Here is a 22589-nt window from a genome sequence, read left to right as displayed (position 1 = left end):
GCCCGGCGGCCCACGTCGTGCCACAAGACGTGCGTGACCTAACCCCCCTCAACGGAAGAAACAGAGCGATGACTCAGCACGATTCTCCGCCCCTGCCCGCGCACCGTCCGGGGGCCTCAAGGCAGGCCCCCGAGGCCCCCGACGCCCCCAGCCTGTCGCGTACGACACGGCCGTGGATGCCGGCTCTGCTGTACACCCTGGGGTTCCTGACGGTCTACCTGCTCGCCATCTGCACCCCGTGGGGGCAACGAGCTGAGAACGCCCTGTTTGGTCTCGGTAAAGGGGACCCCGAAGCTGTATGGATCTACCCCCTGTCAGGAGCGGCCTACGGCTCGACGCCCCTGCCGCCGCTGGAATTGAGCGCCAAACCCACCCTGATGGTGGGCCTGGCCGTCATCGTGGTCCTCACCCTGGTGCGGCGGTGCTGGTGGCAGGGGTGCGCGGCACTCGGGGTCGTCATTCTCACGACCGGAGGCAAGGAGGTCCTCAAATCGACCATCCTGCCCCGCCCCGATCTGGTGGGCGCGCCCGAGAATCTCCTTGATCAGGGTTTCCCCAGCGGGCACACGGCCATCCCCGCCGCGCTGACCCTCGCCGCCGTCCTCGTGGTGTCCTCCCGCATCCGCCCCTATGCCGCCACGGCCGGTGTGCTGTGGCTCGCCTGCATCGCCGCCTACAGCGCGACCAACGGCGGCCACCGGCCCAGCGAAGTGCTGGGGGCCACACTGCTGGCCTGTGCCTGTTACGGCCTCGCAACCTGGCTGCTGCCGCCAGCCGCCGCGCCGGGTGCCACGCGGAGCCCCCGAGCGCTGCCCGTCATCACCCTGACGCCGGCGCTGGCCGTCGCCCTCGTTTCCGGCGCACGGAACGACACCCTCACAAGGTCACTGGTCTCCGCGGCGACGGGCTTCATATGTGCGGCCCTGGTCTGGTACGCCGCAGTCGGGCGGCCCGCACACACCGCACGCCGCACACGCCCCGCGCTGGGCTGACCACCCGGCCGGCTCCGGGCGGGAACCGGCGCATCCTGGCAAAGCGCCTGTCCGATGCCACCGCCCAGTCGTAGAAGCCGTCGACGCCCGAGCCGGGATGCGCTCCCGCCCGACGTGTCCCGCTCGTGCTCACGCACGGGTGGCCGGGTTCGGTGCTCGGGTTCCTGGAGGTCCCCGGCCCGCTGACCGACCCCCGCGCGCACGGCGGTGACCCGGCGGACGCGTTCCACGTGGTCGCGCCGTCGTTGCCCGGGTACGGCTGGAGCGACAAGCCGTCGACGACCGGATGGGGCATCACTCGCACCGCGCGCGCCTGGGACACGTTGATGGTCTCGCTGGGTTATGAACGGTACGGCGCGCAGGGCGGTGACTGGGGTTCGGCAGTGTCCGGGGCGCTGGGCGAGGTGGCGAACATGCGCACGCGCGCCGATCCGCACGGCGGGACACCGGCCGTCGACGCACCCGAGGACGGCGGCACCCACGTCCGGTGTCCGGTGCCGCCGACCGGTTCAACGACCCGGCTCCGTCACGCGGCAGGAGCATTCGTCCGTCGGACCACGGCCGGTGCCCCGCCGGTTCAGGACACACCGCCCGCGGGCGGTGTGTCCGGCCGGACGGGCCGCTCCCCCTCCGGCGTGGCACGCTGCTCGGCCCGGTACGCGGACGGGGCACGGCCCAGCAAACTCCGGAAGGCCGCCGTGAACGCGGCGGGGTTCTCGTACCCGAGCGCCACCGCGACCCGGGTCACCGGCCTGCCGGCGGCCAGTTCGTGCACCGACCGCAGGACGCACGCCCGCTGCCGCCACTGGGCGAAGCTCAGCCCGGTACCGCGCCGGAACAGGCGGCTGAGTGTGCGCTCGCTGACGTTCAGGGCGGCCGCCCAGCGGGCGGGCGGGTCGTGGATGTCGGGGGCCCGCAGGAACGCGTCGCACAGCCGCCGGAGTTCCGGGGCGGCGGGCAGGGGCAGGTCGAGCGGGAGCGGTGACAGGTTCCGCAGCTCGTAAAGGATCAGCTCCACCGCGGTCGCGTCCCGGCCGTGCGCGGGATAGCGGGGCGCCATGTCGACGGCGTCGAGGATCAGCGCCCGCAGCAGCGCGGAGACGTCCACCACCCGGCAGCGGTCGGGGAACCAGGGCGCGGCCCCGGGCTCGACGTACAGGCTCCGGGTGCTGACCCCCGTCATGGTGACCTGGTGGCGGGTGCGCGGCGGGATCAGGACCGCGCGTGCCGTGGGCACGGTCCAGGCACCGTCCGCCGTCTCGACCCGCATCACGCCGGTCGCGGCGTAGAGGACCTGGGCGCGGCGGTGCTCGTGGAAGGGGAGCAGATGCTCGTACGGGTAGTCGGTGCCGATGGCGAGCACCGCCCGGTCCAGGCCGTCCACCTCGTCGACGGGAATGTTGCGCACCTTGCGACCCTACGCCCACGCTGTCGTGTACGAGTAAGGCACTGTCGAACAGTCGATTGCCCGCCAGCGGCCCCGGTTCCTAGCGTGTCCACCGTGCTGACCGCGTTTCTCACCCTTCTCCTGTTCGGCTGCCTGACCGGCGTCACGACGGTGCTGTTCGGCTTCGGCGGCGGCTTCGTCACCATCCCCGTCGTCCACGGGTTCCTGATCGCGACGGGTCAGGACGACGGCGCCGACGCCATGCACGTGGCCGTGGCGACGTCGACGGCCGTCATGGCCGTGAACGCGACAACCGCCGCGTCGGGGCACCGCCGCTCCGGCCGGCCGCGCCGGGAGTACCTGTGGCCCCTGGCCGGTTTCGTGCTGCTGGGCGCGGCGATCGGCTCGCTCGCGTCCACCTGGCTCAGCGGCATCCTGCTGCATGCCCTCTTCGTCGTGTACCTGCTGATCGCGATCGCGGACTGCCTGCTGCGCGAGGGGTTCCTCACCGCCACCGACGGCGGGGAGCCGCGCCCGCTCGGCCGGATCACGACGACGTTCGGCGGTGTCGGCATCGGCACGGTGGCCGCCGGCCTGGGCGTCGGCGGCAGTGTCATGACGGTCCCGCTGCTGCGCCGGCGCGGGCTGCCCATGGCCACCACGACCGCTCTGGCGAACGCGCTCAGCGTCCCCGTCGCCGTAGCGGGAAGCCTCGTCTACACCCTCGCGCCCGCCGCCCAGTCGCTCCCCGGCCGCGTCGGCTACGTCGATCTCCTGGCGTGCGCCGCGCTGCTCAGCGGATCACTGCCGACCGTTGCCCTGGTCAGGCGGATCGCCACGCGGGTCCCCGACCGGCTCCACTCGTCCGCCTACGTGGCCCTGCTCATCCTCGTCCTGATCGTCATGCTCGTCACCGGACCCTGACAAGCGGCCGGCAGCCCGCGCCGGGGCGTGACCGGCGGCCACGCCCGGCTCGGCCCAGCGCACCGGCCAGCAGCACGGCGTACGGACGGTCCACGGCCGGCGCCGCGGAAGCGACACAGTACGCCCGGTCGCAGCTGATCGGGACCACACCCGTCGGCTCGACGAAGCCCGCCACGGTGATCGTGTACTCGGCCGGCAGGGGCAGTCGGGCGAGGCCGTCCTCGGAGACCGGCAGCACGCGGCCGTCCGGGAGGGCGACGCCCCGCCCGAGGAGTGCTCGCAGGAACCCACGCTTCTCCTCCGCGGCTTCGACCACATCACCGACTCCGCTCCCGACGCCCCCTGACCCCGGCCGCCCTCAGGGACGGTGGCCCGGTACGGCGGCACCGGCACACAACACCGGCGAGCGAGGCCGGTATCCGCACCGCGTCCGTGCGCGCCTCTCGTCCCGGTTCGCTCACCTAACCGGTCGGGGGAAGACGGCCCGGCTGCAGAACCCCCCGCGGCCGCCGGACGCCGTGCTGTGCGTGAAGCAGATCAATGACACACATGGGGCGGCGCCTGGCCCGGCCATGGCGGAGATCGCGGCCACCGATGAGGAAACCGCACTCCCGGTCCGGGAACCACTCGCCGCACGATACGCGATCGCCCCGGCCGACCATACGACCCGGGAGCCCGGCGAACCCGGTGTGCGGCTGCGCTGCTTCCTCAACCTGCGCCAGGCACCCGGCTCGTAGCGCTGGACGCCAGGCACCCGGCTCGTAGCGCTGGACGCCAGGCACCCGGCTCGTAGCGCTGGACGCCAGGCACCCGGCTCGTAGCGCTGCGGGCCACAGCTGCCCCCCGCCGACCAGCCCTGGCCGGGGTCATGGTCACGGATCACGGCGCGTGACCGGTGCCGTGACCGGTCCGGCCAACGGTAGGGCGGTCATCCAAGGCAGGGCGATGAGCGCGCCCCGACCCGGTGACATCCCTGAGGAAACCATCCAGGCCATGGACACAGCCCGGCAACAGGGACTACAGAAGGACCTGCGCCCCCTCGCAGCCGACATCCGTACCAACGCCGAAGGCCGCTACGACAGTACGAGCCCGGCCCGGGTGACAGGCCGATATCGAGTGGACACTGCTGCGGGTCGAGAGCACCACCAGGTGAGCTGACCCAGGGCCGGTCACCGGCAAACCGGCCGGGGACGAGCAGCGCTCGGACCCGCCGTGATCAGGGCGAGGCACCGAGCACCACCAGTGAGCTGACCCAGGGCCGGTCACCGGCAAACCGGCCGGGGACGAGCAGCGCTCGGACCCGCCGTGATCAGGGCGAGGCTCAGAGCATGCCGCCGGAGCAGTAGAAACGGCAGCTCACACCCAGGCCGGATATACGAGGCTCGCCGGAGCACGGAACCGTACAGGGCACGGCCCCCGGGCCACCGCGAGAACTCAGCCGTCAAAACCACGCCGCCATCGAGTACCTCAGTCCGCCAGCCGTGGATGTCCAGCAGCAGACCGCCCAGCGGGCCGCCGACCAGTCCGGCGTAAGTCCGGTACAGAAACAGACCAGGATTGAGGTCACCGCGCTCCGCACCGTAGACACAGCCATCCAGCAACTACTCATCACCATTCACCCAACCAGCCACCCAACCAACCACCAACAACGAGCCGACGGTCGACCAGTGCCCATCCCCGGCTGGTCGCCTAGGCGAAGAACACTCCGACCTGGGACTTCTCGAGCCTTCTCTTCAGCGCCCCTTGACCGCCACTACCGGCGGCCCACTGCCCCTGAGTAACCAACGCTCCCGACCTCTCCCGGGTGAAGATCGGCAAGCAGAGGCACGACCTCGACGCCGCGCTGCTGCCCAGCCCGTTCACGCCGACCGGCCGGCGCCCCACCGGTCCGGACTGGTACGCAACCCCCACGGTCGCGTACGCCGTCGAGCTCGGCTACGACGTCGCCCCCGTCGAAGCCTGGGTGCGCCGTGAGAGCAGCCGGTTCCTGGACGGCTGGTACAAGCGGCTGCGCAACGCCTACGTCGACACCATGGCGGACCTCGGCGTCGCGGAGAAGCTGCCCCCGGCCGAGTTCCTTCAGGCGATGGACGGTTACAAGAGCCGTGCTCCGGAGCTGAGGACCGTGGTCAACATGCACCGCAAGATGCTCGCCCTGGCGGCAGCCACGGGCCGTTACTTCCCGTTCCCAAGTCCGCCGGGGCGCAGATGCGGTACCTGGTCAAGCAGCACCAGCGCAGTACCCGGCGCGTCGCTGAGCTGCTCGGCATCAGCCAGCGCACTATCGAACGCTATGTGAAGAACCAGATCAAAAGGCCCCGGCCGGAGCTCGCTGAGTGCCTCGAACGCGAAGTGCGCACGCGCTGGCAGCCGCAGATCAGGGCGAAGGCGAAGGAGGCCGCGGCCACTACAAGCGGCATCATGATCGATGTGCAGGCGAGGTTCGGCTACACCGCCGCCGTCTGCAGCACCGACCAGGCCCGCGTGCGCCACCTCACCCTCGCCCTGCCGCCCTCCTCTTTCAAGCCCGGGAGGCCGCGATCGACGAGGACGACCTCCGCGGTATCGCTGCCGAGGCGTTGGGTGAGGTGTACTTCCGCGACGGCGGCCACCGTGCCCACGGCCTCGAAGTGGAACTCAAAGTCAGCGTCGACCTGCAGTTCGAGCCTTAGCCGGTCAGTGCACCGGGGGCGGGAAGCAGGACAGGGCTGAGCCGAAGCACGATAGTTGTCACAAAGGCAGCCTTGCTGTCACCCGGACTGGCTTTGTACGCGAGAAGCGTCGTCGTTTGACATGTAATTGGGCGTCGCACACTCGCGCGAATAGGCCATGCTCACGAGAACGGGAGGCACCTGGTGTCGGCCCTGATGCAGGGAGCGGTATCTCGGCATCCGGTCAGAACGAAGAGGGCCTTGGAACCGACCAGGGCCCTCTTCGCGCCGGTGGCGGTCAGTTGCAGCAGTCGCAGCCCGGCTGGCAGCCGCACCCATCCGCCTGGCCGTCGGCGGGCGGTGCGAGCGTGGCGGTGGGGGCGCAGCAGCCCTTGCCCTGCCACGCGTCGCGGCCTTCCTTGACCGCGATGGCGGCGATGACCAGGGCGGCGATCGGGTCGGCCCAGGACCAGCCGAGGGTCGCGTTGAGGACCAAGCCGAGCAGCAGCACGGCGGACAGGTAGGTGCACAGGAGCGTCTGCTTGGAGTCGGCGACCGCGCTCGCGGAGCCGAGTTCGCGGCCCGCGCGGCGCTGCGCGGCGGACAGGAACGGCATGATCGCCAGCGACAGGGCGGCGATCACGATGCCCGGGATCGAGCGGTCGGCCTCACCGGCGCCGGCCAGGGCCCGGACGGCGTCGATGCTCACGTAGGCGGCGAGCGCGAAGAAGGAGACGGCGATGATCCGCAGGGTGCGCTGCTCGCGGGCCTCGCGGACGGCATGGTCGCGAGCGGAGAACTGCCAGGCGACCGCTGCGGCCGAGGAGACCTCGATCACGGAGTCGAGACCGAAGCCGATCAGGGCGGTGGAGGAGGCGATCGTGCCGGCGGTGATGGCGACGACCGCCTCGATGACGTTGTAGGTGATCGTGGCCGCGACCAGCAGCCGTATCCGCCGGGTGAGGGCGTCGCGGCGGGCCGGGGAGGGCCCGAGGGATATTGGTATCTCGGCGGCCATCTCAGCAGCAGCCCTTCTCGTCGGCGTCGACGCAGGTCCGGTCGGTCTCCACGGCGACCATGGCAGTGCGCAGGTCGTCGAGTGCGCGGCCGAGGCGTTCGTCGGCGAGTTCGTAGCGGGTGCGACGGCCGTCGGGCACGGGGACGACCAGACCACAGTCCCGCAGGCACGCCAGGTGGTTGGACAGCCGCGTTCGGGAGACCCCGAGCGCGTCGGCGAGGTCAGACGGGTAGGCGGGGGCATCACGCAGGGCGAGCAGGATGCGGCAGCGGATCGGGTCGGCGAGCGCACGACCGAACCGGGCCAGCACCTCGATGTCGGAGGCAACAGTCAGCACACCACGACAGTACACTGAATCCTGAATTCATGGATTCATGGATTGATACGTGCCGCTAGGGGAGAGTGCTGCCGAAACTCGTGAGCATTCCGCTCCGCACCCCACGGCGCGGCGCCTCCCAAACCGGTGTCGAGGTGCTGCTCCTTCTGGTGAGCAAAGCCACCCGGACCCTCGCCCCGCGACCAGCGAAGTGCGTGCGAGAGTGTGACGATGAAGACCATCGGGTTGATTGGCGGCATGAGCTGGGAGTCGACGGCCGAGTACTACCGGCTGCTCAACGAGCGGGTCCGGGAGCGATTGGGCGGCCTCCACTCCGCCAAGTGCGTGCTGTATTCGGTCGACTTCGCCGAGATCGAGCGGCTGCAGGTGGCCGGGCTCTGGAATGAGGCCGGCGAAGTACTCGCCGACGCCGCCCGGTCCCTGCAGGCGGCTGGTGCGGACCTGCTGCTGATCTGCACCAACACGATGCACAAGGTCGCCGACCAGGTGGTGGCGGCGGTAGACATTCCGCTGCTTCATCTGGCCGACGCGACAGCATCTGCGGTGCGGACCGCAGGTCTGCGCCGAGTGGGGCTATTGGGCACCGCGTTCACCATGGAGCAGGACTTCTACCGCGACCGCGTGGCCGGGCACGGCCTGGAGGTCCTGGTGCCTGACGCGGACGACCGGGCCGTCGTCCATAGAGTGATCTACGAAGAGCTCTGCCTCGGTATCATCCGGGAGGAGTCCCGAGCGGCCTACGGTGAGGTGATCAGCCGGCTTGTGGCTTCTGGCGCGGAGGGCATCATCCTCGGCTGCACCGAGATCGAGCTCCTCATCAGCCCGGAGCACAGTCCGGTTCCTGTCTTCGCCACCACCCGCCTGCACGCCGAGGCCGCCGTTACCGCGGCATTCGCGTCCGGACGGTAACCCAGGCCGGATTTCAGCCACGCCCGGTCGCCCCGGTCTGCCCGAAAGCTCCCCCGCCCGGCCTGTCGGACGACGCTGAGCGGTGACAACAACCCTGCGAACTCAGCACTGGTGACAAGCGGCCTGCCTCGTCGATGACAACTGACCTGCTTCGCGAGACGGGACGCTCCTGGTCGGAAATTACAATGGGGACAACTAACACGCTTCGACACAAGGGCGTCGGGGAGAGCTGTGAAAGCAGGAGCGTTACGGACCGTTCCGGCTGGCCGGGGACCTGACCTCGTCACTGATCAGCCGGGCCGCGGACCGCTACGGCCTGCCGGTCGCCGGTGAGCTGTGGCTGTGGCTGTGGCTGTGCCGTAACTCCCCCGCCCGGAACGACGACGGCGGCGGTGTGCGGGCCGATGCGGAGATCGTGCTCAACGAAGCCGGGCGGGGTGTGCTCGCCGAGCTGTGCGGGGTCGAGCCGGCGGTGCGGGCGCGTGCTCTGCCCGCGTTCACCGTGGATGATCCCAAGATCAGCAGCGGCCGGGAGGCCGCCCTGGCGCAGGCGCGGTGGCGGGCGGCGGGCGCGGTGGCGGGCGAAGCGGCGTTCGCCCGCCGGTCGTACACCGCGCGGCGCGCCGGGCAGGCACAGCAGGCGGTGCGGTATCTGCCGCGCTGGCAGCGGGCCAGGGACGGGATGACGATGTCGAGGGTGCCGGTCCCCGGGACCACGACGATCTGCTCGCCCAGGCCGACGCCGAAGGCGACCTGGACTGGGTCGTCGCGCTCGACTCCACCATCGTGCGTGCACACCAGCACGCCGCCGGGCCCGTCAAAAGGGGCCCCGGCCGGCGAGCCCGCCGACCATGCCCTCGGTCGCTCCCGCGGTGGGCTGACCACGAAGATCCACCTCGCCGCGGACAGCCGCCACCGACCGCTGGCGTTCGTCATCATGCCGGGCCATGCCGGTGACGCACCCGCATTCGAGCAGGTCATGGCCCGGTTGCGAGTGCCCAGACGGCTCGGCCGTCCCAGGGACACGCCGACGTGGTCCTGGCCGGCCAAGCGTATTCGTCCCGGTCGATCCGTCTTCATCCGCGGCGGCGGAAGATCAGGGCGGTGATCCCGCAGCGGGCGGACCAGACCGCGAACCGCAAGCGGCGCGGTCGGCTCGGCGGCCGCCCTCCGGCCTTCGACCGCGAGACGTACAAGCAACGGAACACCGTTGAGCGGTGCATCAACAAGCCCAAGCAATGGAGCGGCCTGGCCGCTCGCGACGACAAGATGGCCACCGTCTTCCTGGCCGGGCTCCACCTCGCCGCCATCTTCATCTGGTCGGCGCGGTGATCCGATGGAAACGGCCACTTGCCGCCACCTCCACGTGCCGATGCCATGGCTGTCGAACGTGCCCCCCGAGGGGCGATGTGGAGGCAGGTGGCCGTCGGCGGCGGCAAGGGCTGCCGAGTTTTTCGAAGTGATCTTTGTGCTGTTCCGGATCGGCGCGCCTGCTTAACGCTCGGGATGTGATCGAGGATGGGACCGGCCCTCTTTCATGCGCAGGATCAAGGTGAGCGCGTCCTCCGGGCGGGTTCCGGGAGTCAGGACCTCCTGCAGAAGGAGGCCGCGTATCGCGGCAACGGTGACGGCGGCCACATTCCGCGCCTCCTCCGTGTCGAGCCCTTCGCGTTCCGCGAGTGAGGACAGCGTCACGGTGAGGTCGCCGATCGACTTCACGAACTCACGGAATTTCTGAGGTTCGTACGCGGCCAGTCCGACGACGTGGAAGAAGCCCCGGACCCGCGACAGCTGTTCCGGCCGGGTGTACGTACGCCAGATCGCCGCGACGAAATCGTCGAAGGTGCCCTGCTGGGCTGCTCGCAGAAGCCTCTCGTTGTCACGGGACCGCTGTGCCGTGAGCATGGCGGCGAGGGTGCCCGAGAGCGACCCGAAGTGGTAGCGCAGCAGGGCATGGCTGGTCTCGGTACGGGCGGCGATCTCACGGAGCGACATCTCCGGCGGGGGAAGGGCCTCTCCGAAGGCGTCGAGAAGCCGTGCCAGGAGCCGCTCGCGCGGCGCGCTGCCCTTGTGGTCTGAAGTTGACAGAATCACTCCTATAGTTTTTCCATTGGAAAAGAATGATAGGCGATCCCGTGCTGCTTCGCACACGGTCGCAGTCAGCTCAAAACGGCGGAGGGTCGACCTTGGGACCTGCTCAGGCAGTTGCGCGGCATCCGTCGATGGATCGCGGCGCGATCCCGGCAACCTCGACGTCACTGTCGAGAACGGCCGCATGCCCCAGCCCGGTGCCTCCAGCGCGACCCCGCCTACGCCGTCCTCGTCATCCAGGCCGGCCCAATCGTGAAGGACCTCAGATGAGCACCATGTGGCAGGGCTGCCTCGCCGACACCGACTACTTCGAGACGCGCTCCAGCGGTGGGCACGACTACGGCGTCTGGGTCACCACCCCACCGAACTACGACCCTGCCGCGGCGCAAGCACCCGTCGTGTACGTGCTCGACGGCAACTGGGCCGTGGGCCTGACCGCCCCGCTCATCGTCACGCAACTGGACCCCCTGCAGTCGATTCAGCCCTACATCCAAGTCAGCGTGGGTTACGCGGGTGAGGAAGCGGAGCACTGGGAGCGGCTGCGCAACCGCGACCTGGTGCCCCCCGGCGAACCCATCGCGAAGGAGTTCATCGACGCGGTGGAGTCGAGGGTCGACGCAGGCACGATGACGCGCGAACAAGCCGACGCCTACCTCGCTGAACTGAACGACAGTCGCGCGGACATGTTCCTGAACTTCCTCACCGACGACCTGCACCGGCGGATCGAACGCGACTACGGCACCGCCCCGAGCGGGCACGGCCTCTTCGGCTACTCCTACGGCGGACTCTTCAGCCTCTACGCCTGGCTCACCAACGGCACCTTCTTCGAGAGCATCGGCGCGGGCAGCCCCGGCATCATCAACGGGGAGAGCCAGGTCTTCGCTCGTCTTCGAGAGATGGGCGACACCCTGCCCGCCACCAAGCTCCACCTGACACTCAACGACAAAGAAGTCCTCGGAGACCTGGCGGTCTATCAGAATCTTTCGAAGAACGCGGCCTCGTTCCTCCACCACCTCACCGCGCGCAACGGCTCCGTCACCAGCGCACTCATGCGCGAAACGCACGTGACCGGGCTGCAGGCATCATTCCTCAGCTACCTCAGGACCTGCCGCGGCCAATAGCTGCCTGCCCGCCGCTGTCGTCATGAGCCAGGAGGCGCGCTGCCTCCTTCCGACGTGCTCTGTGCGAGGCCCGGGGCCTCGCACAGAGCCGGGAGCCAGTGGTCGTCGCGCTCGGAGTTCGGTCCGCAGCGCTTGATGAGGTCGCAGGTGCAGCTCACGCCGCCGTGGCGCGTCTTGTCGCGCCCCTTACGGCGGTCCCACGGCGCACCGCGTCGCCGGGACCGCCGTAAGGAGCGCGGATTGCGGGCTGTGCTGCGCCGTTGCGGCCTCGACGACCAGAGCTGCACTCGGGCCTTGTCCCGGAGGAGTGGACACCTGTTCGTGTTGTTATGCGGCGAGTGTCAGGGTAGCTGACCGTTGCCCGTAGGCGATCGGTGCCTGCTGTCCGTTCGCTGAGTGTCGTCGGCGGGTGTTGTAGCGGGTGGTCCAGCGGAAGACGGCCAGGCGGCAGGCGCGGGCCCCGTCGAAGCGGCGGGCGCCGCGGAGCGTCTCGCGTTTGAGGGCCGCGTTGAAGCTCTCGGCGAGCGCATTGTCCGCGCTCGTGCCGACCGCACCCATGGACTGTCGCACCCCCAACTCAGCGCATACATCGCCGAATTGGCGGGAGGTGTATTGCACTCCGTGATCGCTGTGGAAGACGGCTCCGGCCAGGCTGCCGCGGGTCGCGGCGGCTGCCTGGAGCGCGTCGGCGACCAGCGAGGTGCGCATGTGGTCGGCGATCGACCAGCCCACCAGGCGGCGCGAGAAGCAGTCGATCACCGTCGCCAGATACAGGAACTGGCCGTCGCCCACCGGCAAGTACGTGATGTCGCCGACGTACTTGGTGTTCGGGGCGGTGGCGGTGAAGTCGCGCCGGAAGAGGTCCGGCACCGGCGTCGCGGACGGTTCGGGCACGGTGGTGACCTGGCGCTTGCGCAGCCGCAGCCCGGCGATGCCGTACTTGCGCATGACCCGTCCGACACGCTTGTGGTTCACGTGCTCGCCCTGGTCGCGCAGCTCGGCGGTGATCCGCGGGCGACCGTAGGTGCCGTCCCATTCGGCGTGCACGGCCCTGATCCGCTCGGCGAGCGCGGCGTCCGCCCGCTCGCGCGCGGCGCGGGCCTGACGGCCGGCCCGCCATTTGTAGAAGCTGGAGCGGGCGACCTCCAGCACGTGACACAACCGCTTCACGCCCCAGGCGCGGTGGTGGTCCTCGACGAACTGGAAGCGGTTGGTCACCAGGTCATCTCTTGTGCGAAAAACTTCGTGGCCTTGCGTAGGATGTCACGCTCGGTGGCCAGTTTCTGGTTCTCCTTGCGCACCGTCGCCAGCTCACGGCGCAGGGCCTCGTTCTCGGCCTGAAGCTCTTCGGCCGTCGGCGGGGAATCCACCGTGTTCTTCTCCGTGCTCGTACTCGTCGTGCTGCCCCCGCCGTGTCGGGCCCGTTCGGTCCGTACCCAGTTGCGCAGCGTCTCCCGGCTGATCCCCAGGTCCTTGCCGACGCCCTCGAAGGTGTGGCCCGGGTCCGACAGGTACAGCGCGACGGCGTCCGCCTTGAACTCGGGCGAGTAGACCTTCATCACCATAAAAGATGCCTCCTACCCGGCCCCTACCGGGGCCGGGCTCAGAGGTGTCCACCACTCGGGGACAGGTCCCGTCCAGGCGCCGCACGGTCTCGGTCAGGCGTATGGCGAGCTCCTTGTCGGCCGCGCGCATCCGCGGACCCGCCCCGCGGCTGCCAGTCCCGCCATCAGGCTGATGCCGATCAAGGAAGCGTCGTCGACGGGTTCGGCCGTGGCAAAGGCCAGGCGCGGCCGCTGGTCGATCCCCGGTGACCGGCACATGTTCGTCACGTGGCTCTGCCAATGACGAAGAGCGGCGTTTCTCTGGCAGGCCGGGAGGCGCTGCCCGCTCCGAATGTCCCGGACGGGTTGTCGGCGGGGATGCGGGCCTGGCCTGGCCCGGCCTCCCACGACCGGCCGCCGGATCCGCTCCCGCGCCCTACCGGTGCTCGCCCGGGTCAGCTCCGCGGGCGCGAGCACCAGCCGCCGGCCTTCTGCTCAGGCACGGTCTCGCCGTGCGCCTGGTGCTCGGTCACGGCCTGCCCGGCCCGGCGTTCGACGGTGATGTACCGCTGCTTACAGGCGTCGCAGAGGTGCGGGTGGGCATCGTATGGAGCGCACCCCACCCGGCGGCATCGACCGTTTGCCACCGTTCGTCGGTGAACTTCGTGCCGCAGTCCGCGCACACGGGACGGCGCGCTTCCCGCTCGGCCTTCCGCCGCTCGGCCGCGCGGCACAGCTGTTCCTTGTACTCCCGTTCGCGGGCGTCACGTTCTGCTCTGGCGCGGGCGGTGGCTGCCTCGCGGCGGGCGCTGCCGATTGCCTCGACCGCCTGGCCGAGGTCGAACCCGGCGCCGTCGTCACCGTCGACCGCGAGGGCGTCCACCGCCGGGTCTACGGGAAGCTGGAGTTCCGCCGTCGACTTCATCGCTCAGACCGACCACTTCGTCGACGACAAACTCCGCGGCGCCCCCGACGCCCCGTTCATCCACGACGTGGCCCGCACCGCCGAGACCGATCACCAGGACATCGCCCTGGACGCCCAGGCCCCCGCCGACCCCGCCGTCCGCGAGAGGATGATCCGGGCCCGGCATCTGCCCAACGGGTTCAGCGACATGGACACCTCGCTCCGTCTGCTGTTCCAGGCCATCCCCAACCAGTCCGCCCACCCCAACCGAAAGTGCGAATCGGCCCGGGCCAGGGCCCGGTGAGCCCGGCGCTGTTCACGCTCCTGGTGGGGCGCGGGCGAACGGGAGCAGCGATGGGGGACGGGTGGAAGCCGGGACGAGCCGGGCGAACACCGGGCCCCTGGGGTTGGAGCGGCCTGCTCGACGAGTTCGGTGACGCTCATCACCCGCAGAGTGGACCAGGCGGAGTCGCAGTACTGCGATGCCGGGCAGCCGAGTCGGTCAGGGGCGCGGGTGCCGGTCCTCGCACTTGCTTCCGCCGAGTCTCAATCGTCTTCGGTGATGAAGTCGGTCAGCGCGGCAGCGACGGCATCGGGCTGTTCGTCGGGGATGAAGTGTCCTGCGTCCGGCACGACGATCCCGGTGGCGTGGTCGGCCCACGGCCTGATGGAAGCTGCCATGTCGGGGATGGAGCCGTGGCTGCTGGAGATCCCGAGAACCGGGACCGTCAGGCGCTGTTGTTCCAGCGCTTCGTGGTTCTTCCGCGCCGACTCGGCGGCGTCCCGGTAGTAGGCCAGGGATGCACGGAGACCGCCGCCGGCGGCCACGGAAGCGGCGTATCGCTCAATTTCGGCGTCATCGAAGGTGTCGGAGGAGAGGGTCTTGACCTTCAGGAACCAGCCGACGTACTCCCGTTCGCGGCCGGCGAGCAGTGCCTCGGGCAGGTCGGGCACGAGGTGGAAGGCGAAGTGCCAGGTCTTCCACGCCTGCTGGGGGTCGGTCGGAATGGCGTCAGGGAGTGTGATGCCCGGGATGCCGGCGTCGAGCAGTGCCAGGCCACGCAACCGGCTCTGGTGCTTCAAGGCGAGGGAAAAGGCGACCCACGCGCCGATGTCGTGGGCGACCAGCCAGTATGTCGAGACTCCGAGCGCCTTGACCGCGGCATGGACGTGCGCAGCGACCGTGTGCGTGTCGTAGCTGATGTCCGGGCGTTCGGAGTGGCCCTGGCCGGGCAGGTCGATCGCGATGACGTGGAATCGGTCGGCCAGGTTCGGCATCACCTTGCGCCATGCCCACCAGGTCTGCGGGAACCCGGCGAGCAGCACGACGGCTGGACCGTCCGGCTGACCGCCCTTGACCGCGTGCAGCCGGACGCCGCCCGCGTCGACCCAACGGTGGGTGAAACCGGCCAGGTCAGGCAGCGGCAGGTCGCGAACCGGGTTGCCGGAGACATGAGGGGCGCTTGCGGGGTCATTCATAATTCTCCTCCATGGTGTGAAGTGTGCGGAACAGCGTTCCGGCACCCCCGCCGATGACGGCGAAGCTTCGACACGCCCAGTTCGTCGCGCGGGAACGCATGTGAGTCGGTGCCGTGACGCGTTGTGCCGGGACGCCCGCGGCGACGCCGAGACTCAGGCCGCCGATGTTGGCCGTGGTGCTCAGCACGGCTGCCGTCCTGCGCCCGCGCACGAGTTCCGCGATCGCCGACGTTGCCGTCGCGGTGACGAGCCCGGTCGCCACGCCGTTCAGCACACGCGAGATCAGCAGGACCGTGAGGCCGTCTGCCAGTGCAGATCCCAGTGTGCTCAGCGCCGTGAGGGCGAGCGACAGCGCGAGAACGGGACGGCGGCCAATGGCGTCGGACATGGAACCGGCCACGACTAGTGCCGGTCGCGGCACTAGGGTGCCGACGACTCCCACGGCGTAGGCGATGAACACGACAACGGTGGTGAGCAGTCCGAAGCCGAATTGCGAGGCCGACAGCACGTACAGCGGGATCGTCAGTGTTCCGCCCGCCATGACAACGGTGCAGACGAACGCGACGGCGCCGACCGCGAGCCCGCGGTGCGCGTGTCGCTGCGCTGTGCGGTCTACGGGGCATCCGGCCATGATCATGCCTTCACCCTACCCCATCTTGAACTGATTGGTTCAAGATGGGATGATGGTCTCCCCTAAGAAAGCAGCGCAGGAGGGAGGCGCGGCATGGCAGGCAAGAAGCGGTTCGACATCGCCACGGCGCTCGATGCCGCGATGATCCAGTTCTGGCGGGCCGGTTACGCGGACACGTCGGTGGACGACCTGTCCCGGGCGACCGGACTCAACCGCAGCTCCATCTACTCCTCCCTCGGCGACAAGGACACGCTCTTCATGCGCTGCCTGGAGCGCTACACCACGCGTTACGGAGACAAGTACGACGCCGCGTTGTCCTGCGCCGCCGACCGGCCCCTGGCAGCCGTGCGGGCGTTCTTCGACGTCACCCTGGAACGCATCGCGGACCCCGGTCTGCCCGACGGATGCCTGGTCGCCCAAACCGTCATGGCGACCCCGGTGCTGAGCGCGAGCGTCGCGGCGCGCGCACGGGAGGCAATCGGCTTCCAGCACACCCGGCTACGCGCCGCGCTGAAGGCCGGCCGACTGCACGACGAGGCGGCCGAGTCCTTCGCGACCCACCTTGCGGCCGTGAACCAGTCCCTCGCCGTCATGAGCAGAGCCGGAACGAGCACGGAGCAGTTGCGCGCCATCGTCGACGTGACTCTTGACGCACTTGCGCAGACTCTCGGCGCGAGCGACTGAGATTTGTCCGGCAAAGCGGACTTCGCCATCTGCCTGAGCAGAACCCGCCGTGCGTCACGGGTGCGCGTCGGGGTCCCGGCGTTTGCCCGACCCGATCTTGCGTGTGAGCGCCGAGTTCGTGTTCGCGCCGAGCTCGCAGCCCGGCCCCGCGGGGTCGCACTGGCGATAGCGTGATCCCCATGACGGCTGAAGACGAGGCGCTGGTCGGCGGGATGATGAACGCGGGGGCGGTCTTCCGCCGGGGTGCGCTGGTTGAGCGCCCGGCGCCGCGCAACGCGCGCGCCCTGCACGCCCATCTCCTCGCGCTGAAGGAACACGGCTTCGACGCGGCGCCGGCCCCTGTCGGCCTCACCCCGGATGGCCGCGAGCAGCTGACCTTCATCTCGGGCGACGTGGCTCTGCCGCCGTTCCCGGACTGGGCGATGACGAAGACTGCCCTCGAATCGGTGGGGAGCCTGCTGCGGCGCCTGCATGAGGCCAGCACGGCTGTCGCGGTCGACGCCCATGCCGAGTGGCCCCGTGACCTGGCCGACCCGGAGGGAGGAACGATGCTGTGCCACAACGACGTCTGCCCGGACAACGTCGTCTTCCGCGACGGCCGTGCCGCTGCCCTGATCGATTTCGACCTGGCGGCCCCAGGCCGTCCCCTCTGGGACATCGCCATGACCGCCCGCTACTGGGTGCCCGTGCTCGATCCCGTCTCCGCAGCCGCCTTCTACCCCTCCGGGCTGGATGCGCCCGCACGGCTGCGGATCCTTGCCGACAGCTATGGCCTCTCGGCGAGGGACCGCGCCGAGTTGCCCGGAGTCATCGAGCAGGCCACGGAGGTCTGCCGGGCCTTCGTCGCCCGCCGCGTGGCCGACGGTGACGCCCTCTATCTCCAGGCGCTGGCCGCGCTTGGTGGATGGGAACGTTGGGACCGTATACAGACATGGCTGGTGGACCACCGCAAGACGTTCACGGCTGCCCTGTTGAGCTGACCGATGATGGCCTGGAGTCGAAGGCGGCGCTCGCCCAGGCAGCGGCAGAACTGCGGACTGCCGCCGGCGGCGGCGTACAGTTGGCGAAGGATCTGGCCGACCGCGCCTCAGCCCTGTCCCTCATGGGCGGCCCGCCAGTGGGCCGGGCAGACCGCCCGGGGTGGGTGCGGTCGCGGCTTCTTCGACCAGCGGACACGCTCGGCCGCCAGAAGCGCGGCCGCGGCCTCCGGACGCCTCGGCAGACTCGCCGCGGCCCGCGCCGCGACCTCGTCGTCGCGGGTTGTCCCCGTACCCCTTCTGAGTGCTCCGCCACGTACGCAGTTGTCCGCACCGCCGCTCAGGCCACGTCGGTGTCCCATTCGACGGCTCGCGGCTGGATGCCGCCGGGCCGGCGCAAGGCCGAGAGAGCCTTGGGCTGGGCCGGACGGTTCAGTCCGTGCGCGGGTCACTCGGGCCGACGCGGCCGCCGGTGAGGCGGGCCTCGAAGCCGTCGAGGATGGACTGGAAGCCGAACTCGAAGGTGTTGTCGGGCGCCGCGGCGTACTGCGAGGCGGCTGGGGTGCCGAGGCGTTCGCGCAGCCGCGGGTATCGCTGGGCGGTCTCGGTGGCGCGAGCCATGGCGTCGGTCATCAATTGCTCGGCATCTGCGCCGTTCTTGCTCAGCCGGCGCTTCAGTGATACCTCCGCGGCGGGGCCGAGTGCGCTGCCGAGCACGAAAGTGAGCACGGTGGCGGCTGCCCGGTCCGCGTCGGCGGCGGTGAAGCCCGCTTTTTCGTAGATGGCGAGGCTGAGATCGTCATGGCGGGCCTGGCCGGGGCCGTGCATGAGATGGCTGCCGAACGCCTGGCCGAGCCAGGGGTGCCGGTTGAGCATCGCGTGCATGCCGGTGGCCTGGATGGTGGCGGCCGTACGCCAGTCGGTGGCGTCGAGATCGGGCTGCTCGATCTCGTACCAGATCGCATCGCTGGCGAGCCGGACCAGCTCGTCCTTGGTCTTGATGTGCCAGTAGACGGCTGTGGCGGCCGAGTCGAGCCGTTTGGCCAGGCTGCGCATGTTGAGGCCGTCCAGTCCCTCGTCGTCCAGCAGCTCGATGGCCGCGTGGACGATCCGCTCCGGGGTCAGCGTGTCTCTCGGCATGGCCACCACCTTACTTGAACTTAGTTCACGCACAGGCTTGCACTTAGTTCAAGTGGCGGCCTACGCTCCCTCTCGTACTTAGTTCAAGTCTCTGGAGGGGAAGCAATGTCGCAGAAGAAGCTGTCGGACTTCGTCGAGGCGCGCGCCAGGGAGTTCGCGGTTCCCGGTGTCGCCGTCGGGGTGCTGCTGGACGATCAGGAGATCTACGCATCGCACGGGGTGACGAGCCTTGGCAGTCCGCTGCCAGTCGACGAGAAGACACTGTTCCATCTGGCATCGGTGTCCAAGACCTTCACGGCGACCGCGCTGATGCGCCTCGTCGCGGAGGGAAAGGTGGACCTTCACGCGCCGGTGCGGCGCTACGTCCCCGAGCTGAAGCTCGCCGACGAGCGGGCCGCGGCGCAGATCACCGTCCTGAACCTGCTCAACCACACCGCCGGCCTGGACTGGAACCTGATCGGCGACGGCACGGTCGACCGCTCCCTGGCCGGCCTCATGGCGAAGCTGCTCGACCTGCCACTGATCGCGCCGCCCGGTGCCCGCGCCTCGTACAGCCAGGCCGGATACAACCTGGCCGGGCGGATCATCGAGAAGGTCACGGGCCTGCCCTTCGAGCAGGCCATGGCTTCGCTCGTCCTGGAGCCGGTGGGGCTTTCGGACACCGTGTACGGCCTGGCCGAGGTGATGGTCCGCAAGTTCGCGGTGGGCTACAACCGCAGCGAGAACGGCGAACCGCAGCCCGCCCGGCCGTGGGGGGCGTTCAAAGAGGGCGCGCGCGCAGACAACCCCGGCGGCGGCCTCGCCTCCTCGGTGAGCGATCTGCTGCGCTGGGCACGATTCCAACTCGGCGACGGTGACGACGTCATGCCCGCCTCATCGTTGCACCGCATGCGGGAGCAGACGGTCGAGCTGCGCGCCAGCTCGCTCGGGGACGGCTTGGGCATCTGCTGGTTCCTGAACGGCCTGGACGGCGTCCACCGCATCGGGCACGGCGGCTCGGGCAACGGCCAGTTCGCCGAACTGCTCATCGTGCCGGAACGCAACTTCGCGGTGGTTTCCCTGGCCAACGCCGGGCCGGACGGCTACCCCTTCAACCAGTCCGTGGTGAAGTGGGCGCTCGAGCAATACCTCGGCATCGTCGAGCAGGCGGCGGAGCCGCTCCCGTACGACGAGGAGCAGGCCCGGCAGGTCGTCGGCCACTACGAGATCGATGCCATGAACCTCGACATCGCCACCGACAGCACGCGCCTCACTCTGGCCGTCGATATCAAGCCGGAGACCCGCGCAGCATCGGACGAGGAGATGCCACCCGGCTACGCGGCTGCGGCCATCGGCTTCCTTCCCGGCGACGGCGACGAGTACATCATCACCGAAGGCGGCCTCAAGGGGCAGCGCGGCTACTTCTCCCGCGACGACAACGGCGCGGTCATAGGCGTCGATCTCGCCGGCCGGCTCTTCGGCCGGGTCATGGAAGCCACCTGATCCAGCAGGTCAGGTGATCCCGATCGGCCGCCCCTCTGGCACCCGAATCAGCGGCAGCAGGCCCACGGACGCAACCCGCCACCGCATCAACCTTGGTGGGCACTCATCCGCACAAGGTGGCGCACTTCCACTTGTACGCCGACACGGGTCGGGTGCTCGACCGCCCTGTCCTTCTCCTCGACCGTCACCGGCCGCTCGACCTGCTGCCCGACCAGACGCTTCGCTCCGTCCGAGGTCCACTGCCGCCGGCCCGAACACGAGTTGAACTGCACGCGGTGCGTTCCCGGCGCGATACACCGCGTTCTATGGGGGCTGGACCCGTCTGCTGGGCAGCCGTACCGACGGCACCGATCTGCTGCACGAAGAAGCCGCCGGCCGCCCCGGCTGGCGCGGACTGGCACGTCAACTCGACGCAGTCCGCACGCCCCCGCCTGTGTTCAACTGCGTGTTCGCCGACTCCGGGACCAAACCCGAGGATGTCGATACCCCCAGGGCCTTGCGCTCATCGCCTTCTCCCCTCCTGCTCGAGGCACGGAGGATGGTCTCATGGGGCTTCGTCTCCGTCCTCTGTGCGCACCCGCGCATCCAGGGGAACATAGTGCTCATGTCACGAGATGAGGGAGAACCACACAGTGCTACGTCAGATGGCGCGTCCGAGCAGTCGTTCCTTCAGCGCCCGCAGGTGATCTTGGGGATCGTCGGAGGGCTGTTGACGGTGGTCGGCACTGTTATCGGCACCTTCTTTCTGCTATTTCCCGATGCACAGCCGGAACCGGAGCAGCCCGGCCTGGAGGTCGTAGCTGTTGATCTCGACCGCGAACAGGCCATCGCCGCAGACGTCGTTTCCGCGGCGGACGGCTCGAAGACTGCCATCGAGGACTGGAAATCCTCTCTCGTCTCAGTCGTACTGCGCAACCCGAGCGACGACCCCGTGCTGGTCAGGCGCGCCGAGGTGCACTTCAGCACCCTTTCCAGAGTCGGATGCCCTTACGGGGCGGGGGATTTGGATGTGCAGGCACGCTACCACTTCAAAGTCCCGCTCGAGAAAAAAGCCCCATTCACTCTCAAGCGAGCGATGGCATACTCCGTATCACCGCACGGCCAGGAACGGATCGCCTTCACGATTGGCCCGGAATCCGTATTCACCGGGGCCTTTCCAACCGTTTATCAGTTCCGACTTACCTTGCACCTAGATGATGGGTCCACTCTCAAGGTGCCGCACACCATGACCTACATGGACCCAAGCTACGCCGAGGTTGTCCTCGCAGCTGCGGAAGGAGCGGTGGAAGATGGCGACCGCTCAGTATTCACCACAGTTGACTGCGTGCGAGAGCAAGAAGCAGTGGCGCGGCGACTGGCAGGAGCAAGCGGGCTGGTCTCCCCGGAACTGAAAGAGTACAGCGCCAGTCTCACGCGGCTCATCGACCGTGTGACCGACTAGCGACTGTGTGGCCGACCGGCGCCATGACCAGTGACGTTCACCGAGGCTGAGGTTGCAGTGGTGGATGCTGTCGCGGGCCGGTTGCCCGGAGTGCTTAGAAAACGCTGGACACCTTCGGGTTGGTCGGCGAGCATCCACGGGTGCCAGATGAAGCTGAGCATTTGCTGGCCGGAGACTTGTCGCAGCCCCCGCCCGCCAGCACCGCCTTCCTGCTCGCGGCCCTGGGACGACGAGCACGCCAGGAGGTCGAGCGAGCGCTCAAGCCGACCGGTTACACGCTGCGCCATCTCTCGGCTCTCGGTCACCTGTTGAGGGAACCGGGAATGTCCTACAGCGAACTGGGCGGCAGGGCGGGGATCACCGCACAGAGCGCCCAAGCCACGGTCCGGCAACTGGAAGAGCGCGGTGCCGTCGAGCGCCACACCGACCCTGGACGAGGCCGCGCCGCAGAACTCCACGTCACGGCAACCGGCCAGGAGCTCCTGAGCGCGGCGGGGCGATATGCCTACGCCGACGTGGATGCCGCCCTGGAACGGTGCTCGGGAAGCAACGGTTCCAAGACCTCACCGGACTCCTCCTGTCGGCGTTGTCCGGGAGCTCTTCAGGGACGGACTGAGCTCGGGCAATCCCCCCATGCTGCCCGTTCGGTCGGGATGGGCGGCCTCGTCGCGGGCTTGCTGAGCGGCTTTGGGTGCCGCGACCACGGAGGCGTCGGGCACCGCAGTCCACAAGTGGTGGCCTGGACCGTAGCGGCCAACGGCCGCCGTCGTCCAGGCGAACCAGGCTCGCCCACCGGGCCGGCCCAGGCACCGCCGCGCACCTCTTTCGTGCCCACCGGATCGGGACCACGCCGGGAGCCCGCCTCCGACGAGGCGGT

At 69.4% G+C, this 22589-nt stretch carries 21 protein-coding genes and 5 pseudogenes; 15 read left to right on the top strand and 11 right to left on the bottom strand.

All coding sequences use genetic code 11. From position 1 onward, the window contains the following. Nucleotides 1-68 precede the first annotated feature (68 nt). Nucleotides 69-992 (top strand): phosphatase PAP2 family protein, encoded by a 924-nt coding sequence (locus tag ACU6P3_RS32150; protein ID WP_447195300.1) that lies wholly within the window; start codon nt 69-71, stop codon nt 990-992. Nucleotides 993-1075: 83 nt separating this feature from the next. Continuing rightward, nucleotides 1076-1633: pseudogene (locus ACU6P3_RS32145) on the top strand (alpha/beta fold hydrolase); the annotation flags it as partial. On the opposite strand, the gene ACU6P3_RS32140 reads toward ACU6P3_RS32145, so the two are convergent. Continuing rightward, nucleotides 1570-2400, bottom strand: coding sequence for an AraC family transcriptional regulator (locus tag ACU6P3_RS32140; RefSeq protein ID WP_447195299.1), 831 nt, complete (start codon nt 2398-2400; stop codon nt 1570-1572). The pseudogene ACU6P3_RS32145 and the gene ACU6P3_RS32140 sit on opposite strands and share 64 nt — an antisense overlap. A 93-nt stretch (nt 2401-2493) precedes the next feature. Between ACU6P3_RS32140 and ACU6P3_RS32135 the strand changes: the two genes are divergently transcribed. After that, nucleotides 2494-3303 carry a sulfite exporter TauE/SafE family protein gene (locus tag ACU6P3_RS32135; RefSeq protein WP_447195298.1) on the top strand — a complete coding sequence of 270 codons (810 nt, stop codon included), beginning with the start codon at nt 2494-2496 and terminating at the stop codon, nt 3301-3303. Here ACU6P3_RS32135 and ACU6P3_RS32130 read toward each other — a convergent pair. Further along, a complete protein-coding gene (locus ACU6P3_RS32130) occupies nt 3290-3619 on the bottom strand; it encodes a hypothetical protein (protein ID WP_447195297.1) in 330 nt (109 codons plus the stop codon). The two genes, ACU6P3_RS32135 and ACU6P3_RS32130, sit on opposite strands and share 14 nt — an antisense overlap. A 211-nt stretch (nt 3620-3830) precedes the next feature. Between ACU6P3_RS32130 and ACU6P3_RS32125 the strand changes: the two genes are divergently transcribed. The 3 genes and pseudogenes from ACU6P3_RS32125 to tpg all read left to right on the top strand — a co-directional run. After that, nucleotides 3831-4040, top strand: coding sequence for a DUF6207 family protein (locus ACU6P3_RS32125; RefSeq protein WP_447195296.1), 210 nt, complete (start codon nt 3831-3833; stop codon nt 4038-4040). A gap of 1055 nt (nt 4041-5095) precedes the next feature. After that, nucleotides 5096-5482: pseudogene (locus ACU6P3_RS32120) on the top strand (telomere-associated protein Tap); the annotation flags it as partial. A 2-nt stretch (nt 5483-5484) separates the two neighbouring features. Then, nucleotides 5485-5975, top strand: a pseudogene (tpg, locus tag ACU6P3_RS32115) (telomere-protecting terminal protein Tpg); the annotation flags it as partial. Nucleotides 5976-6252: 277 nt separating this feature from the next. Here the strand turns inward: tpg and ACU6P3_RS32110 are convergent. Then, nucleotides 6253-6972, bottom strand: a complete 720-nt coding sequence (locus ACU6P3_RS32110) for a cation efflux transmembrane domain-containing protein (protein ID WP_447195295.1) — start codon at nt 6970-6972, stop codon at nt 6253-6255. Nucleotide 6973: 1 nt separating this feature from the next. Next, nucleotides 6974-7309 carry an ArsR/SmtB family transcription factor gene (locus ACU6P3_RS32105; RefSeq protein WP_447195294.1) on the bottom strand — a complete coding sequence of 112 codons (336 nt, stop codon included), beginning with the start codon at nt 7307-7309 and terminating at the stop codon, nt 6974-6976. A 210-nt stretch (nt 7310-7519) separates the two neighbouring features. Between ACU6P3_RS32105 and ACU6P3_RS32100 the strand changes: the two genes are divergently transcribed. Next, entirely contained in the window at nt 7520-8218 is a 699-nt protein-coding gene (locus ACU6P3_RS32100; protein WP_447195293.1) for an aspartate/glutamate racemase family protein, read from the top strand. A gap of 723 nt (nt 8219-8941) precedes the next feature. Continuing rightward, a pseudogene (locus tag ACU6P3_RS32095) lies at nt 8942-9550 on the top strand (IS5 family transposase); the annotation flags it as partial. A 162-nt stretch (nt 9551-9712) separates the two neighbouring features. On the opposite strand, the gene ACU6P3_RS32090 reads toward ACU6P3_RS32095, so the two are convergent. Beyond that, nucleotides 9713-10312, bottom strand: a complete 600-nt coding sequence (locus ACU6P3_RS32090; protein WP_447195292.1) for a TetR/AcrR family transcriptional regulator — start codon at nt 10310-10312, stop codon at nt 9713-9715. A 263-nt stretch (nt 10313-10575) separates the two neighbouring features. On the opposite strand from ACU6P3_RS32090, the gene ACU6P3_RS32085 reads away from it, so the two are divergent. After that, on the top strand, nt 10576-11430 hold the full coding sequence (locus ACU6P3_RS32085; protein WP_447195291.1) for an alpha/beta hydrolase: 855 nt from the start codon (nt 10576-10578) through the stop codon (nt 11428-11430). A 327-nt stretch (nt 11431-11757) separates the two neighbouring features. Here ACU6P3_RS32085 and ACU6P3_RS32080 read toward each other — a convergent pair. Both ACU6P3_RS32080 and ACU6P3_RS32075 read right to left on the bottom strand, forming a co-directional pair. Beyond that, nucleotides 11758-12995, bottom strand: a protein-coding gene (locus tag ACU6P3_RS32080; protein WP_447195290.1) for an IS3 family transposase whose coding sequence is annotated in 2 segments (ribosomal slippage) — nt 11758-12663 and nt 12666-12995 — 1236 coding nt in all. Because the reading frame shifts where the segments join, the coding sequence is not laid out codon by codon here. A gap of 508 nt (nt 12996-13503) precedes the next feature. Continuing rightward, nucleotides 13504-13899 (bottom strand): hypothetical protein, encoded by a 396-nt coding sequence (locus ACU6P3_RS32075; protein ID WP_447195289.1) that lies wholly within the window; start codon nt 13897-13899, stop codon nt 13504-13506. A 67-nt stretch (nt 13900-13966) separates the two neighbouring features. On the opposite strand from ACU6P3_RS32075, the gene ACU6P3_RS32070 reads away from it, so the two are divergent. After that, a complete protein-coding gene (locus ACU6P3_RS32070; RefSeq protein WP_447195288.1) occupies nt 13967-14182 on the top strand; it encodes a hypothetical protein in 216 nt (71 codons plus the stop codon). Nucleotides 14183-14424: 242 nt separating this feature from the next. Here ACU6P3_RS32070 and ACU6P3_RS32065 read toward each other — a convergent pair whose 3' ends face one another. Continuing rightward, nucleotides 14425-15357, bottom strand: a complete 933-nt coding sequence (locus tag ACU6P3_RS32065; RefSeq protein WP_447195287.1) for an alpha/beta fold hydrolase — start codon at nt 15355-15357, stop codon at nt 14425-14427. Next, nucleotides 15350-15994, bottom strand: a complete 645-nt coding sequence (locus tag ACU6P3_RS32060; RefSeq protein WP_447195286.1) for an MFS transporter — start codon at nt 15992-15994, stop codon at nt 15350-15352. Before ACU6P3_RS32060 ends, ACU6P3_RS32065 begins: the two co-directional genes overlap by 8 nt. Before the next feature lie 87 nt (nt 15995-16081). On the opposite strand from ACU6P3_RS32060, the gene ACU6P3_RS32055 reads away from it, so the two are divergent. Continuing rightward, nucleotides 16082-16672, top strand: coding sequence for a TetR/AcrR family transcriptional regulator (locus ACU6P3_RS32055; protein WP_447195285.1), 591 nt, complete (start codon nt 16082-16084; stop codon nt 16670-16672). A 179-nt stretch (nt 16673-16851) separates the two neighbouring features. Then, a complete protein-coding gene (locus ACU6P3_RS32050; RefSeq protein WP_447195284.1) occupies nt 16852-17652 on the top strand; it encodes a phosphotransferase in 801 nt (266 codons plus the stop codon). Between the two features lie 429 nt (nt 17653-18081). Here the strand turns inward: ACU6P3_RS32050 and ACU6P3_RS32045 are convergent, their stop codons facing one another. Then, nucleotides 18082-18789, bottom strand: coding sequence for a TetR/AcrR family transcriptional regulator (locus ACU6P3_RS32045; RefSeq protein WP_344274065.1), 708 nt, complete (start codon nt 18787-18789; stop codon nt 18082-18084). Nucleotides 18790-18894: 105 nt separating this feature from the next. Between ACU6P3_RS32045 and ACU6P3_RS32040 the strand changes: the two genes are divergently transcribed. Continuing rightward, entirely contained in the window at nt 18895-20271 is a 1377-nt protein-coding gene (locus ACU6P3_RS32040; protein ID WP_447195283.1) for a serine hydrolase domain-containing protein, read from the top strand. 86 nt (nt 20272-20357) lie between these two features. On the opposite strand, the gene ACU6P3_RS32035 is transcribed toward ACU6P3_RS32040, so the two are convergent. Then, nucleotides 20358-20543: a DUF6192 family protein gene (locus tag ACU6P3_RS32035; protein ID WP_447195282.1), complete on the bottom strand. Its 186-nt coding sequence runs from the start codon at nt 20541-20543 to the stop codon at nt 20358-20360. Nucleotides 20544-20875: 332 nt separating this feature from the next. On the opposite strand from ACU6P3_RS32035, the gene ACU6P3_RS32030 reads away from it, so the two are divergent. After that, entirely contained in the window at nt 20876-21712 is an 837-nt protein-coding gene (locus tag ACU6P3_RS32030; RefSeq protein ID WP_447195281.1) for a hypothetical protein, read from the top strand. A 323-nt stretch (nt 21713-22035) separates the two neighbouring features. Beyond that, nucleotides 22036-22098, top strand: a pseudogene (locus tag ACU6P3_RS32025) (MarR family winged helix-turn-helix transcriptional regulator); the annotation flags it as partial. Nucleotides 22099-22589 lie beyond the last annotated feature (491 nt).

Source organism: Streptomyces hebeiensis, assembly GCF_052983195.1.
The sequence above is the reverse complement of the archived record's forward strand: the minus strand, read 5'-3'. Positions and strand labels throughout refer to the sequence as shown.

Coding starts and splice junctions, on each gene's coding strand:
- ACU6P3_RS32150 (WP_447195300.1), top strand. CDS start 69: ATGACTCAGCACGATTCTCCGCCCCTGCCCGCGCACCGTCCGGGGGCC.
- ACU6P3_RS32075 (WP_447195289.1), bottom strand. CDS start 13,899: ATGAAGTCGACGGCGGAACTCCAGCTTCCCGTAGACCCGGCGGTGGAC.
- ACU6P3_RS32060 (WP_447195286.1), bottom strand. CDS start 15,994: ATGATCATGGCCGGATGCCCCGTAGACCGCACAGCGCAGCGACACGCG.
- ACU6P3_RS32045 (WP_344274065.1), bottom strand. CDS start 18,789: ATGCCGAGAGACACGCTGACCCCGGAGCGGATCGTCCACGCGGCCATC.
- ACU6P3_RS32085 (WP_447195291.1), top strand. CDS start 10,576: ATGAGCACCATGTGGCAGGGCTGCCTCGCCGACACCGACTACTTCGAG.
- ACU6P3_RS32030 (WP_447195281.1), top strand. CDS start 20,876: ATGTCACGAGATGAGGGAGAACCACACAGTGCTACGTCAGATGGCGCG.
- ACU6P3_RS32055 (WP_447195285.1), top strand. CDS start 16,082: ATGGCAGGCAAGAAGCGGTTCGACATCGCCACGGCGCTCGATGCCGCG.
- ACU6P3_RS32110 (WP_447195295.1), bottom strand. CDS start 6,972: ATGGCCGCCGAGATACCAATATCCCTCGGGCCCTCCCCGGCCCGCCGC.
- ACU6P3_RS32050 (WP_447195284.1), top strand. CDS start 16,852: ATGACGGCTGAAGACGAGGCGCTGGTCGGCGGGATGATGAACGCGGGG.
- ACU6P3_RS32100 (WP_447195293.1), top strand. CDS start 7,520: ATGAAGACCATCGGGTTGATTGGCGGCATGAGCTGGGAGTCGACGGCC.
- ACU6P3_RS32040 (WP_447195283.1), top strand. CDS start 18,895: ATGTCGCAGAAGAAGCTGTCGGACTTCGTCGAGGCGCGCGCCAGGGAG.
- ACU6P3_RS32065 (WP_447195287.1), bottom strand. CDS start 15,357: ATGAATGACCCCGCAAGCGCCCCTCATGTCTCCGGCAACCCGGTTCGC.